Here is a 15,242-nt window from a genome sequence, read left to right as displayed (position 1 = left end):
TCTTTAGAATTGGTGAGTGAATGTGGTGCAGAAGGGAAACCTTTTCAGTGGGCCTTTAAGGCCGAGGCCGGTAAGAGAGGCTTTTAGCCGCAGAGCAAACCACCAGTTCACACTGGTGGTTTTGATTCGCTGAAAAGGTTCTGTTAATAAAGGAAAAACATACTAAATATTTTCTTAGGTGAATAATTTTAATGAAATAATGGTTGCAAATATTTCCATTCTATAATAGAATGTTAAAAAATTGATTATTAGAAGCTTTGATAAGGACATGGGCTACTATTTCGGTTTCCAGAGAGGGAAGAATTGCTGAAAACTTCCTAACGCAGAATAAGTAACTTACCACCTTTGAGTAGCATTGGGGAACCTATTAGTATCCAATGCCGTAGATGCAAGCGTTATTGCTCCAAGCCATGAGAAAACCTTTATATGTTTTTTTTATGGGAAATTGGGTGGAACCACGGGTAAATGCACTCGTCCCTTCTTTCGGGATGAGTGCGTTTTTTGTTTTCAATTTTATAATAAAGCAATGAAAAGGACATGAATTATTTTTACTGTTATCAGAGAGGGAAGAACAGGTGAGAGCTTCCTAGCAAAGGGAAATAATTTACCACCTTTGAGCTATATTGGTGAACTAGAAGTAGTCAATATCGTTTATGCAACGTTACTGCACCAAGCCATAAGAAAACCACTGTGTTTTTTCATGGGAATTTGGGTGGAACCACGGGTAAAGACACTCGTCCCTTTCTTTAGGGATGAGTGTTTTTTTTATACCCAAAAACAAAAAGAGGAGTGAACAAAATGATTAAGGTAGTATTAGCAGATGGAAATAGCAAGGATTTTCCGAAGGGGAGTACGGTCGCTGAAATTGCTGAGTCTATAAGTGTAAGTTTGAAGAAGAAAGCAGTTGGTGCAAAGATAAATGACGAATGGATTGTAGATAGAAGTCATCGCATAGAGGAAGATGTACATTTGTCTATTATAACAATAGATTCCCGAGAGGGTGTTTCTATTATGCGCCATTCCAGCGCCCATGTAATGGCACAAGCGGTGAAAAGATTGTATCCGAATGTTCAGCTTGCAATCGGACCAGTTGTAGAGGACGGCTTTTATTATGATATGAAGCTTGACCATCGTTTAACGGTCAATGATTTAGAAGCTATTGAAACAGAGATGAAAAAAATTATCAAGGAAAATCTTCCCTTTATTCGAAAAGAGGTATCATATGAGAAAGCAAACGAGCTTTTTCAAGAAAAGGAGGAGAAGTTTAAACTGGAGCTTTTAGAGGCAATACCAAAAAATGAACCGATTTCCCTCTATCAACAAGGAGAGTTTATTGATTTATGCCGTGGCACTCATCTTCCCTCTACAGGTTTTATTAAAGCATTTAAATTAATGCGTGTATCTGGTGCTTACTGGAGAGGGGATAGTGAGAACGAAGTATTGCAGCGAGTATATGGAGTTGCATTTTCGAGTCGGCAGGAATTAGCGGAATACCTAGAGATGATAGAAGAAGCTGCTAAAAGGGATCATCGCAAGCTAGGAAAACAATTGGAGCTGTTTATGTTTTCAGAAGAGTCACCTGGCATGCCGTTTTACTTACCGAAAGGACAAATTATTCGCAATGAATTAGAGCAATTTTCAAGAGATCTTCAAGGAGAGGCTAGTTATGAAGAAGTGAGGACTCCGTTGATGATGAATGAGCGAATGTGGAAGCAATCAGGTCATTGGGATCATTACCATGAAAATATGTATTTTTCCGAAGTAGATGAACAAAAATTTGCATTAAAGCCGATGAATTGTCCGGGGCATATGCTTATATTCAAAAATAGTCTCTATTCTTATCGTGATTTGCCCATTCGATTAGCTGAATTTGGTCAGGTACACCGTCATGAATACAGTGGTGCACTAAACGGGATGCTTCGTGTTCGTACATTTTGCCAAGACGATGCCCATCTGTTTGTAAGAGAAGATCAAATCGAAGAGGAGATAAAAAACATCTTTCAATTAATTGATAAAGTCTATCGTACTTTTGGATTTGCCTATACTGTGGAACTCTCTACTAGACCAGAAGATTCGTTGGAAGGGGATGACATCTGGGAATTGGCAGAAGGTGCATTAAAAAATGTTTTAGAACATCTTGAAATAGAATATATTCTTAATGAAGGAGATGGAGCATTCTACGGTCCGAAAATTGATTTTCATATAAAGGATGCTTTAAAAAGAAGTCATCAATGTGCAACAATTCAGCTTGATTTTCAAATGCCAAAGCTTTTTAACCTAGCTTATATAAATGAGAACAATGAAAAAGTCTGTCCCGTTGTTATTCACCGTGCTATATATGGGTCAATTGATCGATTCTTTGGAATACTCATTGAACATTTTGCAGGTGCCTTTCCTGTTTGGCTTGCCCCCACACAGGTTGAAATTATTCCAGTCTCAACTGTTCACTTAGATTATTGCCTAGAAGTTCAATCTGCTTTAAAGGAAGCGGGGATAAGAGTGAAGATTGAGGACAGCAACGAAAAATTAGGGTATAAAATCAGAGCAGCACAAATGCAAAAGATACCATATATATTAGTACTCGGGGATAAAGAAAAAGAACAAAATAAAGTAAATGTAAGAAAGTATGGAGAAGCGGATTCTGAAGGACTATCTATAGAAACATTCAAACATAGGATAGAAAAGCAAATTAAAGAAAGAAGTCTGTAAAATAGGAAGGGATTCTATTTGAGTTATATGGAATCCCTATGCATTTTCTATTTACAGGCTACGGTTATATTGATATCTTTTCCATTGAAATCGGATAAAACAGCCGATGCAAAATCCGAGGATGGCAACGATAGAAGCGACCCAAACCATAATTGTAAAGATGTAGCCGACGATGGTCCAGTTAAGGAAAAAGGAAATAGAGCCAACAGCCAAACATACTACAGCAATTATTTGGTTAAACTGTTGTTGATCCCAGTCTTCTTGACGGTATTCCTTCCTTGGCTTTTGGAGAAACAAGCTGGCTAGTTTCATAATGGGATTCCATTGGAACAATAAACCTCCTAATCCTGCTAAAAGAGGTATAAGCAAAATCCAGTATTGCTGCATAAATAAACTAAGTAAAACAGAAAGAAAAATAATCCATTGATTAGTACGAACTAATGGCTGTGGAATTGTTTTCGCTAGAGTAGTCACAAAAACCAACCTTTCTTATAAGAATTATGTATATTATACGCTCTTATAAGTAATTTGTTAAGAATAAATAAAAACTTGTAAGGTTAACATTCTTACAAGTTTTTATTCTGCTTCTCTTCTTCTAAAAAACTCCATAGTCTATACAGCTGAAGAACCGTTTTTTCTGGGTCAGTTATTAAATGATTATACATAGATGGATATTTCTGTAATTGAGAAAGGAGTAAAGCTTCTTCTATCGTAATTTCCTTTTCTGCCGTTTGATAGGATGCTCTTGCTTCCTTTGTCTCTGAGCGGCCAAGGAGATAATCAATGCTTACATCAAAATAATCAGCAAGTTTTTGTAATGTGTCTGTATCAGGTTTTCGATTACCTGTTTCATACCCTGAGATAGATACCTTTGTCACATTCATTGCATCCCCAAGCGTTTGTTGAGAAATGTTTGCTGACTTACGTAAATACCTCAATCTTTCTGGAAAATTCATCTGAATCAGCTCCTCATTTCGATACCTCTATTATATGTTAACAAATAGCTAACAGTAAATGATGAATATTTGTTAACAAATACGGAATTTTATATTGAAGTAAACTACTGGTTTACGTATAATTTTAATAAAAGGAAAAAAGATGATTGGTAGATGGGGTGTAAAAAAATGCATCGGAATACACTGCGTATCATAAGAAAGCAATACGGCTATACCTATCAAATGATGGCTGATAAGCTAGGCATTACAAAATCATATTATTGGCAAATTGAGAATGGCAAACGAGGATTATCTTATGAACAAGCAGTACAGATATCTAGTATTTTTTCCAAAACACCAGACGAAGTTTTTCTTCCAGATTATATAGTTAAATGATTTTCGCAATAAGAATAGAATTTAATAGGTATGAAGGAGGTTTATAGTGAAGGAGCAAATATACGTAACCGAGGAAAATCTTTTATTAATAAAAGAGGCGTTGGATTTTAGTATAAGAAATGCATCCAAAGGAATTCTATTCATTTTAGAAATGGTAAGCGAGAAAGTAACAACAAGCAACGATTGTACATTAAAGCTAGATGGAATGGAAATGGAAATTATTCTTGTATCATTGATTGAATTTGGGATTAGTTTACTATCATTTCATTCAGAGAAGGGAAATTTATGTATGAAAGAAGCAATTAGAATGGAACAGATCAAGCAGGGGTATCAAAGGAAAAATGGTCCAAAAATTATGTGTTAATTATTCTATTTACTCAAAAGATTTGAAGGTTTGGTTGATTTTCTTCTCGTACTATGTAAAAGTAAAGAGACTAACGAGAGAGGAAGATCAGAGTGAAAAAAAGAAATGTTGGTTTTATTGGGTGTGGAAAAATGGCCCAGGCGATGGTAAATGGAATGCTTCAATCTTCTTTTGCGAAGAGAGAAGAAATTTTGGCAAGCACAAAGTCGGCAGAGAGCGCACAAAATGTTAAGGAAGCTTTTCAAATAGAAACTACCTTGGATAATAAACAAGTAGCAAGTTATGCGGATGTTCTAATTGTTGCGGTTAAACCACATTTATATGGAGAGGTGTTACAAGAAATCTCCTCTTATGTGAAGGAAGAAACAATCATTGTTACAGTTGCTGCTGGAATTGATATAGCATACATAGAATCTCAAATGTCCAAGCAAATAAAGGTTATTCGCTCTATGCCAAATACTCCTTCCCTTGTAGGAGAAGGGATGACTGTATTTTGTGCAAATGATCGGATGAACGAAAAGGACATTGCTTTTATAAAAGATATGTTTGCATCATTTGGAAAAGTAGAACTGGTAGAAGAAAGTTTAATGGATTCTATTCCAGCCATTAGCGGCTCTTCTCCAGCATATGTGTATATGTTTATTGAAGCATTGGCAGATGGCGGTGTCCGTAGTGGGATTCCAAGAGATAAAGCTTATAAATTGGCTGCCCAATCTGTTTTAGGTGCTGCGAAGATGGTTTTAGAAACAGGCAAGCATCCTGGGGTATTAAAAGATGAAGTATGCACACCTGGTGGAGCAACGATTGAAGCAATCACTACGTTAGAACAGCATCAATTTAGAGGGACAATTTTAGCGGCAATGGAAAGCTGTGACCTGAAAAATAAAAACATGCAAAAATAGCTATGGAATTTATCTGAAAAATTAGTAGGAATAGGGAACGGTGATTCTCCTACTAATTTTTTTTATATCCATTCAAAACTAGATGGAAATCTTCTTTTTTGACAATAATGTCGTAAAGATAGCGACACAGAAAATAGTCATAAAAGAGGCTATAAGTGTAGGAATACCGACAATTTTATAGCCACTTAATAAAACTATACCGTCTATTAAAAAGATGATGATTCCCACATGAATGGATAGGATATTTGCAAGCACTTGGGCAAGAAGGTCTGTTCCCCCGGTGCTTGTCTCAAATCGAAGCATAACCCCAATCCCAACTCCAATAATTACTCCACCGAGAATAGCACTTAATACAAGATTTAGCGAGAAGATTTCTCGTAAAAAAGAAAGTACGTCAATAGAAAAAGAAGAAGTAAGAAATCCGAAAATTCCATAAATGAAATAATCCTTATTATAAAACCAAACAAGTATATACAAGGGTAAACTTAAAATCATCATCGAAAGACCTGTTGGAATGTCATAGTGATAATGAAGGATAAGCCCAATTCCAATAATACCTCCATCTAGAAGATGATGAGGCACTAAAAACCCATTAACCCCAATGCCTATTAGTAAGCTCCCGACAAAAATGGCAGCGATTTTTTCCATCACTAAACATCATCCTAACTTTTCTTGTCCATTTTATTCATATCTATGTGAAAAAGAAGAAAAATAGAAGGGGGTATGTGGAAGGGAAAAATATTTTAATAAGAGAGTCTACTATTATATATAATAATTTGAATAGACAGAAAAATAGGTTGTCAGATAGATAGAATAGCAATAAACTTAAAACTAAAGAAAAACCAGGGGATGAAGGTATGTATAATCAATTGGCATCTTTAACATTAGCACAACAAGTAGAATTTTTGACAAAAAGACTTATTGAAATGGAAAGCTATAGTGGAACAGCAGGAGAATTAGACAAGGCTAACTATTTATATGAAATAATTGCCTCCTTTCCTTATTTTCAAGATTATCCAGATTATGTATGGAAGCAGGACATAGAAGGGGATGAACGGATAAATGTATGGGCTTTTTTACAAGGCAATTCAAATAAAAAAGAAACGGTGATTTACCATGCACATGTAGATACTGTAGGGATAGAAGATTATGGAAAGCTAAAGGACATTGCTCATGATCCGGATAAACTAGCAGCATTTTTTAAAAGCTATGATGGGGATGAAGAGGCTAGACACGATGCCCGAAGCGGAGATTGGATGTTTGGGAGAGGTTCTCTTGATATGCAAAGTGGAATAAGTATTCATCTAGCAAATATTCTCTATTACATGAATCATCGAGAAAAGCTTGATGGAAATATTCTAATCCTATTCAATGCCGATGAGGAGAATCAGCATGTTGGCATTAGAGGAGCTTTAGGTGAACTCGTTCGTCTTCAACAAGAAAGAGGATTATCCTATGTAGCTGCTATTAATAATGATTTCATTTCGCCTTTATACAATGGAGATCAAACAAAATATGTATATTGTGGGGGAGCAGGAAAGTTATTGCCCTGTTTTTCTATTTTAGGAAGAGAGGCACATGTTGGCGAAAGCTTGCTTGGGATTGACCCGACATTAATTGCTTCAGAGATTAATAGAAGCATTAATCAAAATTTTTCTCTAGCAGAAAAGCTGGATAATGAATTAGTCCTACCGCCTAGCTGTTTGTTTATGAAAGAGAGTAAGCAAAGCTATAATGTTCAAACACCTGTTAGTATCAGAATGTATTTTAATTATATTATTTATAAAAAAACACCAAGTGATGTATTAGTCTCCTTAAAAAGGATCGCCCAAACTGCATGTGTAAAGATAGAGAACAAATTAGCGAATAACTACACTGCATTTTGTAAAGCGAATAATCTCCCAGAACGGTCGATTAACTGGAAAACAGATGTGATGACAATTCAAGAATATATAGAGTATTTAAAGGAGCATGGAGAAGAACCAGAAAAGCACTTGAATAGCTTACTAAAAAGCTTGCCGGAAGATTTAGATGATCGATTAAAAGCTTTTGAACTAGTAGAAGGCTTACAGCAATTAGATCCAGAAAAGAAGCCTCGGGTTATTCTGTTTTTTGCTACACCATTCTTACCATCTAATACGTTACAAACGGATGAACAGTCCGTTTATTTAAAAGAAGTATTGGAAGAAGTGTTACAAGAGGCGGAAGAGGAGTACAAGGAAGTATTTCCGTTAAGAGGGTATTTCCCTTATTTATGTGACGGTAGCTTCTTAGCATTTAATGGGAATCAAACAGAGATTGAAACAGTGGTCGCAAATTTTCCAGGAATGAATGAATTATTTCCATTAGATTTGGGAAAAATGCAGAGTCTAAATATTCCTGCTCTTAACATTGGTGTATATGGAAAAGGGGGACATAAATGGACGGAAAGAGTATATAAACCCTATACTTTTCAAACTTTGCCTTTACTTATTAGAAAGGTTACAGAGAGATTACTTACACTTTAAAATAAAAAAGAGGCTGGGACAAATCCCTAAATAACTAATCTATAAAGACGAACAATCTCTAATTTAGCTCTTAAATAAAGCTACTTTTTCAAGAGGGTTATCTATGTTTTAAATATAGTCAAGAAAAAACTAAGTCGTTCCATTGCGCTACAGACGGTCGATGCGCCGGGGAGGAAGCTGAGCCTCCTCGCTGCGCTGCGGGGTCTCAGCCTTTCCTCTATTTCCCGCAGGAGTCGACCGTCCTCCGCTCCATTTCACTTCATTTTTAAACCTTTTCCCCAAAAAATAAATACGAACAATTATGTAAACTTACCGCATAATCGTTCGTATTTATTGTTAGCTGAAATGTTTATGTCCCAGCCTCTTTTTGCTTTAGTTATAGTACTAAATTTTTTTTATTAAAAAAAGAAATGAAGAATGTAGTAACAAATTGCAGCGATGCTTGCTGAAATTGGCAATGTAATTACCCATGTAATAATCATTCGTTGTGCTGTTCCCCATTTAACCCCTTTTAAGCGGTGTGCTGATCCAACACCAAGAATAGAAGAAGAAATAACATGGGTTGTACTAACTGGAAGATGAATTAAAGTTGATCCGAAAATAATCATTGCCCCTGATAAATCAGCTGCAACGCCATTTACTGGTCGGATTTTCATAATATTTCCACCAACTGTTTTAATAATTCTCCATCCACCGACAGAAGTTCCGAGTCCCATTGCAGTAGCACATGCTAATTGCACCCAAAATGGCACATCACCAGTTGAAACATAATTATTAGCTAATAATGCCATTGTGATAATTCCCATTGCTTTTTGAGCGTCATTAGTTCCATGTGTATAAGATTGCAATGCTGCTGTGAATATTTGAAAATAACGGAACCGTCTATTTGTTTTTGTTAAATTTAAATCCCTAAAGAAGAATTTAAAAATGGAGTATATGATAAATCCAACAACAAAGGCGATGATTGGTGAGAGAATCAATGCCTCAATAATTTTAATAAAACCAGTATAATTAAGCGATGAGAATCCAGATGAAGCAATAGCAGCTCCAGCGATTGACCCAATAATTGCATGGGATGAGCTACTTGGTATTCCGAAATACCATGTAACCAAATTCCATATAATTGCAGAAATCAATGCAGCAAGGATAACGAGTGAACCATTTGTTAAAGCAAATGGGTCTACAATCCCCTTTGTAATTGTTTTTGCAACGCCTGTAAATGTCATTGCACCAACAAAGTTCATACATGCTGCCATAATAATCGCATGCTTTGGTTTTAATGCTTTTGTTGACACTGCAGTCGCAATGGAGTTGGCTGTATCATGGAAGCCATTGATAAAGTCAAATGCTAATGCAAAGACAACGATTAATATAGTAAGTATTAATAATGTATTCATTGGAAAAAGACTCCTTACGCGTTCTTCATAATAATACTTTCAAGTGTGTTTGCAACACTTTGACAGTAATCTGCAATATCCTCAAGATTTTCATAAACTTCTTTATATTGGATAATGCGAATTGGATCTTTTTCTACAGAGAACAGATTTTTAATAGATTGTCGTAAAATGCCATCACATTTTGATTCATGATCTTTAATTCTAATAGCATACTCTCTAATTTTAGGTAATTTCTTTGTTGTAAGTAGGTCTACTGCTTTGTCAATTTCAACTGCACAATTCTTTATTTCTTCCACAAAGCGAAGCATATATTCATCTGCACTAATAATATTGTACATTTCAAATAGTGCTGCAGTATGCTCTAAACCATCTAATACATCATCCATACTCATCGTAAGAGCTAGTATGTCTTCTCTTTCAATCGGTGTAATAAATGCTTTATTTAATTCAGTGATTACTTCATGAACATATGTATCACCTTTTGTTTCGATTTCTTTCATTGTTTCAGAAAAAGTTTTTAAATCGCTAACATTTGTCAATTTATAGTCAGCAAAAAAGTCTGCTCCTTCTTTTAAATTTGAAGCGATATTTTTTAACATAACAGCAAACTTATCTTGTTTTTTAAAAACCATTGCGGTTACCTCCATTAATATATAACAAATTATGACTAAGCCTTACATATTTTATAGGAAACTTGTCGAATAGCCTAGTGTTTTTTTAATAAATTTACAAAATCTTAATATTTGATTTACGAAATTTTAAGAAAATAGCCTTACATATTTACAAAGTTTGCACTAATTTAACATTTTTAGTGATATTCCCTTCGATTTCTCCTTTCCTAACAACCGTGTCCAATTTGTTATTCTAGAATATAGTAATAACATAATTCCTAGGGAGGAGGAGGTACCGTGTTAATCGATGACACGATTCTTATTCGAAAAACACAAGAGACAGAATTAACTTATGTGCGAAAAACAGAAAAAGATCCTACTAATAGTCCTTATATATTACAATGGTCCTTACAGGAACATAAAAGGGCGCTTACAGATAATCCTAATATATTACATTTACTTGTTATCGAAAGATTATCGAATAAACCAGTTGGCTATGTTCTAATAAATGGATTGGAAGATGAAAATGATAGCATAGAAATAAAAAGAATTGCTTTTTCGGAAAAAGGAAAAGGATATGGAAGAAAAATGTTGCACTTAATAAAACAATGGGCTTTTACTGACATGCATGCAAATCGATTATGGCTCGAGGTAGTAGATCACAACTTCCGTGCAAAATCTCTATATGAATCAGAGGGATTTAAGATAGAGGGATTACAACGAGAAGCAATAAAAATAAATAATAATTACCAATCAATTTATATGATGTCCATATTAAGGAAGGAATATCAAGAAAATAAATGAGTATTAAGCGAATAATGGATGTAATATAAAGGAAGAAAAAGGTGAAAAAGTGGAGAAGCAAGTAGTCTTAATAACAGGAGCAAACAGTGGATTTGGTCAATTAATGGCACTAGAATTTGCAAAATCAGAATATATCGTTATAGCATCAATGAGAGATAGGAACAAAGGTAAACAATTAATCGATACGGCAACAAAATTAGGGGTAATATCCAATATTAAGATCACCTCTTTGGATATTACTTCTGCCCAATCGGTAGAGAACTTAACGTTAATGTTGCAGGATATTGGACAAGTCGATTTATTGATAAATAATGCTGGCTATGCTGGAGGTGGTTTTTCTGAGGAAATTCCGATTGATGAATATCAGCTTCAGATGGAAACAAATTTTTTGGGGGCAATTCGTGTAACGCAAAGTGTACTTCCTTTCATGAGAGAGAAAGGGAGTGGAATGATTATTAATATGAGTAGTATAAGTGGAAAAATTGGATTTCCGGGTTTATCACCATATGTCTCTTCTAAGTTTGCATTAGAAGGATGGAGTGAGAGCTTAAGATTAGAATTGGCTCCTTTTTCTATTCCGGTAATTCTTGTAGAACCTGGATCTTTTCAAACTAATATTTGGACTACAGGAAAGAAGGTAACCGTAAAATCCACCTTGTCTTCTTCTCCGTATTTTTCATACATGAAACAATTGGATACATATTTACAAAGAAATAGAATAAAGGATGGAGATCCAATGGAAGTAGCGAAAAAAGTAGTTGCGATCGCTCAAACAAAGCATCCAAGATTGCGCTATGTCATTGGGAAAGGAACGAGAAGTACAATCCTGTTAAAGAACATGCTTCCTTGGAAATGGTGGGAGAAAATCGTTCTATTTATCTTAAAATCAAAATATATTAAGAAGTAGTCTTTTTGTTGTTAGAAGCAAGAAGAGGTTATTGAACGAGTATTTATATGAAAAAGTTAAATCAAAATTATAGAGAAGTATTCAAATAAGTGTTATTATATGGATAATTCTGATTTTGGGGGTGTTTTGTTTGGTCAATAGCATCGAACATAAAGTGAAACTACATAACGGAGTAGAGATACCTCAATTAGGTATCGGCGTCTTTAAAGTAGAAGAAGGAGAGACAGTAATCCAAACGGTAAAAGCAGCTTTGGAACTTGGCTATCGTTCTATCGATACTGCCGCCATTTATAAGAATGAAGAAGGGGTAGGTAAAGCGATAAAAGAAAGCGCTGTCTTGAGGAATTCTCTATTTATCACCACAAAAGTTTGGAATGAAGACCAAGGGTATGATTCTACACTACGTGCATTTGAAGCGAGTTTAAAGAAATTGGATTTGGACTATCTTGATCTATATTTAATTCATTGGCCAGGAAAAGATAAATACGTCGAAACATGGAAAGCACTTGAAAGACTGTATGACGAAGGAGTCGTTAAGGCAATTGGAGTAAGTAATTTTCAGGAACATCATTTAGAGCATTTGCTAGCAAATGCGAATGAGGTTCCAACCGTTAATCAGATTGAACTCCATCCAAGACTTTCGCAAGAGAAATTAAGGGAGTACTGTCAGCAAAAAGAGATAAAAATTGAAGCCTGGTCACCGATAGCCAAAGGTCGATTAGTAAATGAACCAACCCTTAACTATATTGCAAAAAAACATGGCAAGACACCAGTTCAAGTTATTTTACGTTGGCATCTCCAAAATGGAAACATCATTATTCCAAAATCGATTCATCCAGAAAGAATAAAAGAAAATGCGGAGATATTTGATTTTCAACTTAGCTTGGTAGAAATGGATCAAATAGATCGATTAAATATGAATGAACGACTTGGAAGTAATCCAGATGAAGTGATTTTTTAATTTCTTGCACTTTTATTTATTTTAATAGGAACAAAAGATCTATGCCAAATTATAAAATGGTGTAGATCTTTTTTTGAAACATATTATCAAAATCTTCCTAACAAAATGAATGTTTTTAGTAGGTTTAAAAGAATCAAAGGGTGGTAAATATAAGTACAAGCAGATAGTGAAAAAAAACCGTACGGGTAAATAATAAGCTGCAGCATGATTCCTCACTATCTCATGTTAAAAAATTAAACACTATAATAAAAGGAGTGTTATATATGGGATTTCTATGGTCATTAATTATAGGTGGTATTATTGGATGGTTAGCGGGATTAATCGTTGGTAAAGATATTCCTGGTGGAGTAATTGGAAATATTATAGCTGGTTTTGTTGGTGCATGGTTAGGATCATTAATTCTTGGAGATTGGGGTCCATCAATTGCAGATTTTGCAATAATTCCAAGTATTATTGGTGCAGTTATTTTAGTCTTTATTTTAAGTCTAATTATGCGCGGCATGCGTAAAACAACATAAAAGGTATAAAAGGAAAGGAAATGAGCTTTTTTGGCCCATTTCCTTTTTACTTTGTTTCCTTTAAAATTTCTTCCCAGTTTGCATTAGGAAAAATTGGCTGTTTGTCTAATGGAGGTGCAAAGACAGTTATTTCCTCCTTAGAGATAGGATGGATGAATTGTAGTTTTACCGCATGTAGTGCTTGTCGATTAAAAATCGGTTTTCCGCCATATAGTATATCGCCAGCAAGAGGATGATGAATGGAGCTTAAATGAACTCTTATCTGATGGGTTCTGCCTGTATCCAATGAACACGAGATAAGTGTCAGTCCTTCATTTGGCAATTGTTTTATTCGTTTAAAATGGGTGATTGCCGTTTGTCCTGTTTCTGATATTCTTCTTCGGCTTCCGTGGTGCCTATCCTTCCCTATTGGTTTATTAATCGTTCCTTTTTTTTGTGATAAGAATCCTTGAACAAGAGCGATATAGGTTCTTTTAATTTTTCGTTCCCGTAACATATAATCGAGCATGTTTGCGATTAAATCGTGTTTAGCAAACAAAACACAGCCAGTTGTATCCCGATCTAAGCGATGTATATGCTTTAACGGTCTTTCTTCCCCATTCAAAAGTAAATGGTAGGCAACTCCATTCAATAATGAAGACGCATCTTCTGAAGAATGTGGATGTGTATCAATAGAAGCTGGCTTATTAACAACGAGCAGAAAATCATCTTCATAAAGGATTGATAAATCCATATAGGTCGGAATGATATCATTTGGTTGTGGCTGAAATAGTTTTATTTTTAAAATATCTTCCTTCTTGAGCATCGTATTCCAAGGAACATTTTGGTTATTTAACTGGACCTTTTTCTCCATTTTAAACAGATGAATTTGTTTTTTTGATGCCAACAATACCTCTGAAAAGAATGCTTCAATTAATAATCCTTCCCATTGTAGAGGGATTTTGAGCAGAAGCCAATCTCCCTTTTTTTCAAATATCATATAAAATCTCCTTTACTTCTCTATAAGTATACATAAAAAAATAGGTTTAAATTTGACATAGTCATCATATCATGGTTTTAATTACCACAGAAATGGTTTTGTGGGATATGGTAGACTAGTGGTAATAATAGAAACAAAGAGGGTGTCTCATTTCATGAAAGTAGTTTTTGCATCAACACCAACACAAGAGGAAAGAATTGATGAACTGATTCAGACCTTTTACTCGAAGATATTTCCTTTCTATTTTTCAGATAAGGAAATAAATAAGTTTGAACGGTTAAAGGTGCTTACGATCACTCCCGACAAAGCACAGCAATTAAGTACATTAAAAACATCTTATCAAGTAATTGCAAGTCTTCAAACCCTTGTGAATATTTTAGAAGCTCCAGAAGATAAACATAAATATAAACATCTATTTGCTAAAAATGTTCGAATTTTAGAGGACTTGGATATCTTCTTCCCATTTGATTTAGACAATTTTAAACGCAATGAGGATGGAAGTTCCTTCAATCAATCAAATTTTAGTATGTATGCAGAGGCAACTAATCAGTATTTAGTATAAACCTTTTATTGCTTGCACTTATTATTCCTATCTGGAATTAAAATAAGCCGTCGCTTATACCGCGACGGCTTATTTTTAAAGAATTCTATTTCGAAACACTATATTCTTCTAGCCACTGTCTAAATACTTCAGGTTCTTTATAGCCGTTAATTCTACCTACTTCTTCTCCATTTTTGTACTGAACGATTGTTGGGGTTGAATCAATATTGTACTTATCCCATCCTTCTTCGAATTCCCATAGGTTATATTGATCAATCGATACATCTAATTCCTCTGCAAGTGGCATTAATTCTGGTGTCGTCTGTTTACAATACACACAATTTGAACTAAAGAAGTATACGGTAACATCTTCTTCTGTTTTTAATTTTTCCTCGAGTGCATCAGGAACAATAATATTTTGGTAATTTGGATCATCTAATATTTCCATTGTTTCAGGTTCCAAATCCTCTTTTTCATATAAATTTCCTTCTACTGCTTTTTCTTTTTGCATATTAGATAAAAAGGCTACTCCTGCAAATAATATAATAATAAAAACTAAGAAAAAAATTACCTTTTTCATTTATTCATCTCCTCGTATAGTAAGTTTATAGTCCTCTTTCGAGGTAATTTCCAATTAAAATATTGTTCTTTGATAATTCTATAGATGTTAGTTCAGATAGTGGGGGGCTAGCCCCCCACTATCTGAAAAAG

17 protein-coding genes and 2 other annotated features are annotated in these 15,242 nt (G+C 34.7%); of the genes, 10 read left to right on the top strand and 7 right to left on the bottom strand.

Features of this window, described 5'->3' with window-relative positions:
- Positions 1–248 precede the first annotated feature (248 nt).
- Positions 249–482 (top strand) — a binding site (T-box leader).
- 35 nt (positions 483–517) lie between these two features.
- Positions 518–745 (top strand) — a binding site (T-box leader).
- A 44-nt stretch (positions 746–789) separates the two neighbouring features.
- Positions 790–2,709, top strand: a complete 1,920-nt coding sequence (thrS, locus tag QQZ16_RS20085) for a threonine--tRNA ligase (RefSeq protein WP_251628424.1) — start codon at positions 790–792, stop codon at positions 2,707–2,709.
- Between the two features lie 51 nt (positions 2,710–2,760).
- Here thrS and QQZ16_RS20080 read toward each other — a convergent pair whose 3' ends face one another.
- Positions 2,761–3,183: a DUF4395 domain-containing protein gene (locus QQZ16_RS20080; RefSeq protein WP_235251770.1), complete on the bottom strand. Its 423-nt coding sequence runs from the start codon at positions 3,181–3,183 to the stop codon at positions 2,761–2,763.
- A 92-nt stretch (positions 3,184–3,275) separates the two neighbouring features.
- On the bottom strand, positions 3,276–3,665 hold the full coding sequence (locus tag QQZ16_RS20075) for a helix-turn-helix domain-containing protein (RefSeq protein ID WP_031535748.1): 390 nt from the start codon (positions 3,663–3,665) through the stop codon (positions 3,276–3,278).
- A gap of 168 nt (positions 3,666–3,833) precedes the next feature.
- Between QQZ16_RS20075 and QQZ16_RS20070 the strand changes: the two genes are divergently transcribed.
- From QQZ16_RS20070 to proC, 3 genes are all read left to right on the top strand, one after another.
- On the top strand, positions 3,834–4,040 hold the full coding sequence (locus QQZ16_RS20070) for a helix-turn-helix transcriptional regulator (RefSeq protein ID WP_235251769.1): 207 nt from the start codon (positions 3,834–3,836) through the stop codon (positions 4,038–4,040).
- A gap of 46 nt (positions 4,041–4,086) precedes the next feature.
- Positions 4,087–4,404: a hypothetical protein gene (locus QQZ16_RS20065; protein ID WP_235251768.1), complete on the top strand. Its 318-nt coding sequence runs from the start codon at positions 4,087–4,089 to the stop codon at positions 4,402–4,404.
- 92 nt (positions 4,405–4,496) lie between these two features.
- Positions 4,497–5,306, top strand: coding sequence for a pyrroline-5-carboxylate reductase (gene proC, locus QQZ16_RS20060; RefSeq protein WP_031535740.1), 810 nt, complete (start codon positions 4,497–4,499; stop codon positions 5,304–5,306).
- 78 nt (positions 5,307–5,384) lie between these two features.
- Here the strand turns inward: proC and QQZ16_RS20055 are convergent, their stop codons facing one another.
- The gene (locus QQZ16_RS20055; RefSeq protein WP_231512507.1) at positions 5,385–5,954 is read right to left on the bottom strand and encodes a YitT family protein; all 570 of its coding nucleotides are present in this window, start codon (positions 5,952–5,954) and stop codon (positions 5,385–5,387) included.
- Between the two features lie 209 nt (positions 5,955–6,163).
- Between QQZ16_RS20055 and QQZ16_RS20050 the strand changes: the two genes are divergently transcribed.
- A complete protein-coding gene (locus QQZ16_RS20050) occupies positions 6,164–7,813 on the top strand; it encodes a M20/M25/M40 family metallo-hydrolase (protein ID WP_235251767.1) in 1,650 nt (549 codons plus the stop codon).
- A 398-nt stretch (positions 7,814–8,211) separates the two neighbouring features.
- Here the strand turns inward: QQZ16_RS20050 and QQZ16_RS20045 are convergent, their stop codons facing one another.
- Entirely contained in the window at positions 8,212–9,210 is a 999-nt protein-coding gene (locus QQZ16_RS20045; RefSeq protein WP_031535733.1) for an inorganic phosphate transporter, read from the bottom strand.
- Between the two features lie 14 nt (positions 9,211–9,224).
- Entirely contained in the window at positions 9,225–9,842 is a 618-nt protein-coding gene (locus QQZ16_RS20040) for a DUF47 domain-containing protein (protein ID WP_016201885.1), read from the bottom strand.
- 276 nt (positions 9,843–10,118) lie between these two features.
- Here QQZ16_RS20040 and QQZ16_RS20035 point away from each other — a divergent pair, with 276 nt between their 5' ends.
- From QQZ16_RS20035 to QQZ16_RS20020, 4 genes are all read left to right on the top strand, one after another.
- Positions 10,119–10,625, top strand: coding sequence for a GNAT family N-acetyltransferase (locus tag QQZ16_RS20035; protein ID WP_235251766.1), 507 nt, complete (start codon positions 10,119–10,121; stop codon positions 10,623–10,625).
- 49 nt (positions 10,626–10,674) lie between these two features.
- Positions 10,675–11,532 carry an SDR family oxidoreductase gene (locus QQZ16_RS20030; RefSeq protein WP_235251765.1) on the top strand — a complete coding sequence of 286 codons (858 nt, stop codon included), beginning with the start codon at positions 10,675–10,677 and terminating at the stop codon, positions 11,530–11,532.
- 130 nt (positions 11,533–11,662) lie between these two features.
- Positions 11,663–12,493 carry an aldo/keto reductase gene (locus QQZ16_RS20025; RefSeq protein WP_235251764.1) on the top strand — a complete coding sequence of 277 codons (831 nt, stop codon included), beginning with the start codon at positions 11,663–11,665 and terminating at the stop codon, positions 12,491–12,493.
- A gap of 263 nt (positions 12,494–12,756) precedes the next feature.
- The gene (locus QQZ16_RS20020) at positions 12,757–13,011 is read left to right on the top strand and encodes a GlsB/YeaQ/YmgE family stress response membrane protein (RefSeq protein ID WP_031535725.1); all 255 of its coding nucleotides are present in this window, start codon (positions 12,757–12,759) and stop codon (positions 13,009–13,011) included.
- A gap of 46 nt (positions 13,012–13,057) precedes the next feature.
- On the opposite strand, the gene QQZ16_RS20015 is transcribed toward QQZ16_RS20020, so the two are convergent.
- Positions 13,058–13,990, bottom strand: a complete 933-nt coding sequence (locus QQZ16_RS20015) for an RluA family pseudouridine synthase (protein WP_235251763.1) — start codon at positions 13,988–13,990, stop codon at positions 13,058–13,060.
- Between the two features lie 154 nt (positions 13,991–14,144).
- Here QQZ16_RS20015 and QQZ16_RS20010 point away from each other — a divergent pair, with 154 nt between their 5' ends.
- A complete protein-coding gene (locus tag QQZ16_RS20010; protein WP_031535721.1) occupies positions 14,145–14,552 on the top strand; it encodes a DUF5365 family protein in 408 nt (135 codons plus the stop codon).
- An 85-nt stretch (positions 14,553–14,637) separates the two neighbouring features.
- On the opposite strand, the gene QQZ16_RS20005 is transcribed toward QQZ16_RS20010, so the two are convergent.
- Positions 14,638–15,111, bottom strand: coding sequence for a thioredoxin family protein (locus tag QQZ16_RS20005; protein ID WP_031535719.1), 474 nt, complete (start codon positions 15,109–15,111; stop codon positions 14,638–14,640).
- Positions 15,112–15,242 lie beyond the last annotated feature (131 nt).

The sequence above is a fragment of the Bacillus sp. T2.9-1 genome, assembly GCF_950097965.1.
GTDB lineage: Bacteria > Bacillota > Bacilli > Bacillales > Cytobacillaceae > Niallia > Niallia hominis.
Note: the sequence above shows the minus strand (reverse complement) of the source record. Positions and strands in the feature narration are given on the sequence as shown.